This window comes from Flavobacterium sp., assembly GCF_035760125.1.
In the GTDB taxonomy this organism is placed as follows: Bacteria; Bacteroidota; Bacteroidia; order Flavobacteriales; family Flavobacteriaceae; genus Flavobacterium.
Genome location: NZ_DASTTN010000507.1, coordinates 1 through 2,083, shown reverse-complemented (window position 1 = coordinate 2,083; position 2,083 = coordinate 1). Strand labels below are relative to the sequence as shown.

The following is a 2,083-nucleotide window of genomic DNA, read 5'->3' as shown; positions in this document are numbered from 1 at the left end:
GTTATTGTTCGCACAGTAGCCGAAGGCAAAAGCACAGTAGAATTAGAAAAAGATTTGCAGAACCTGCTTAGCAGATGGACTGCAATGTGTAAAAAATTACCAACTGCTCATCATCCTTCCAAAGTATTAGGAGAGCTCAATAGAGCTTCTTCAATATTAAGAGATGTATTTAATGATACTTTCAGTAGTATTCAGATTGATGACGAAGAGTTGTACAACCAAACAAAGGATTATCTGCAAGAAATTGCACCATCCAAACAATCAATTGTTAAGTTCTATCAGTCCAAAGACACTCCTATTTTTGAGAAATACAATATAGAGAGACAAATCAAGACTTCATTTGGGAAAACTGTTTCCATGAGTAAAGGGGCTTATCTTATTATAGAACACACAGAAGCTTTACACGTTATTGACGTAAACAGCGGAAACCGTTCCAATAAAGCTACCAACCAAGAGGATACTGCCATGGAAGTCAATATGATTGCAGCCGCCGAAATAGCGAGACAATTGCGTCTTCGTGATATGGGCGGAATCATAGTAGTTGATTTTATTGATATGTCGAATCCCGAAAATCGTAAAGTCTTGTTCGACTTCTTGAGAGAAGAAATGAGCGACGATAAAGCGAAACACAAAATCTTACCACCGAGTAAATTTGGGTTGGTCCAAATTACCAGACAACGCGTAAGACCAGAAGTTAACATTAAAACTAGAGAAGAAGATCCAAACAATGAGAATGGCGAAATTGAAGCGCCAATTTTAATCATTGATAGAATTGCTTCCGATCTGGAAAGAGTTTTAAAAACCCACAATAAAGTAGTGCTCAATGTACATCCGTTTGTGGCTGCATACCTCAGTAAAGGTTTTCCATCATTGCGTTCAAGATGGTTTTTTGAACACAAAAAATGGGTGAAAATCATACCACGTGACGCTTACACGTATTTAGAATATCATTTCTACGATAAAAAGGGAAATGTTATTAAGGAATAAAACAAAGAACCGTCTCGTTTTTTTTAACGAGACGGTTTTTTTGTGTCTTTTTCCGACGGTTTTTATTAATAAGGTTTAATATTTTGGAGTAGAAAGATTTGGTGTTTTAGTCAGTATGGTTCCGCTATCCGTTGCAATCTTGTGAGTCTCGTTGAAAAAACGAGACTCACAAGGATTTCCACTGCAAACGAAGTTCACTGAACTCCTATGAAAATAAAAGCATAGTGAAGTAATCGGGGCTAAGAGGTTATATTTTACTTTTTTTTGCTATCATCTAAAAAAGCTGTACCGAAAATTATCAAACTTGGGTTGTTGAATGATTTAGTACTATTATTTAAAGAAAAATATGGTAAAAAAAAAGACTGTTGATTAAGACAGTCTTTTTTGTGAATAAGGGAAATGCTGATTATTGGAAATCAGTGTCATTTACTCCTTCGTTGATTGTGATTTCAGATATTTTGATATCCAGTTCAATGCCTATATTTTGGATGATATTGAAAGGGATTTTTATACTTTTTACTTCTCTATAATCATTGAAATTAGTAGTGACAATAATTATTTCTTCGTCTTGTTCTATGATTTTAGATTCAGCTAGTTTTAATCCAGTTTTGGTATCGTAGAAATAAGTGTTTTTTTCATTTTTGATGGCATATGTGTAGTTTCCATTGATGATTTCAATTCGGTCGATAGTCAGTTCTGTTTTCTTTAATAAAAGAAGTTCTTCAAATGGTGTTGCTGATGCTTGTATTTCGGCCAGTTCCGCTCCTTCAAAGTCTTTGCGTTGTCCTTGTTCTATGGTATAGGCTCCTTTTTGAGTGATGACCTGTTTCATCATACTAATGCCTTCCATTGAAATTTCTACTAATGAATTTCCATTAGTGTCACTTTTTGAAGTATAGGTTAAAGGTGCTGGAGCCTGCGGAATAGAAGCTGATCCAGTCATTACAATCGATTGTACCGAGAAAACTGCTTCCTCACCTCCAATTGCTTTGATGTAATTCTCAAGTATGTTTTTGGCAGTGATTCCTGTTGGAATTTCTTTATTTAAAATCGGTTTTTCCAACGGATTTCCATATTTGTCAAAATAAAACATCGG

Annotated in this window: 1 protein-coding gene and 1 pseudogene; one reads left to right on the top strand and one right to left on the bottom strand. The window is 35.0% G+C overall.

What is annotated here, in order from left to right; translation table 11 throughout:
- The coding region (locus tag VFS71_RS18190; RefSeq protein ID WP_326403041.1) for a ribonuclease E/G at positions 1-987 on the top strand (987 nt) is incomplete at its 5' end.
- 406 nt (positions 988-1,393) lie between these two features.
- Here the strand turns inward: VFS71_RS18190 and VFS71_RS18185 are convergent.
- Positions 1,394-2,083 (bottom strand): annotated as a pseudogene (locus VFS71_RS18185) (insulinase family protein); the annotation flags it as partial.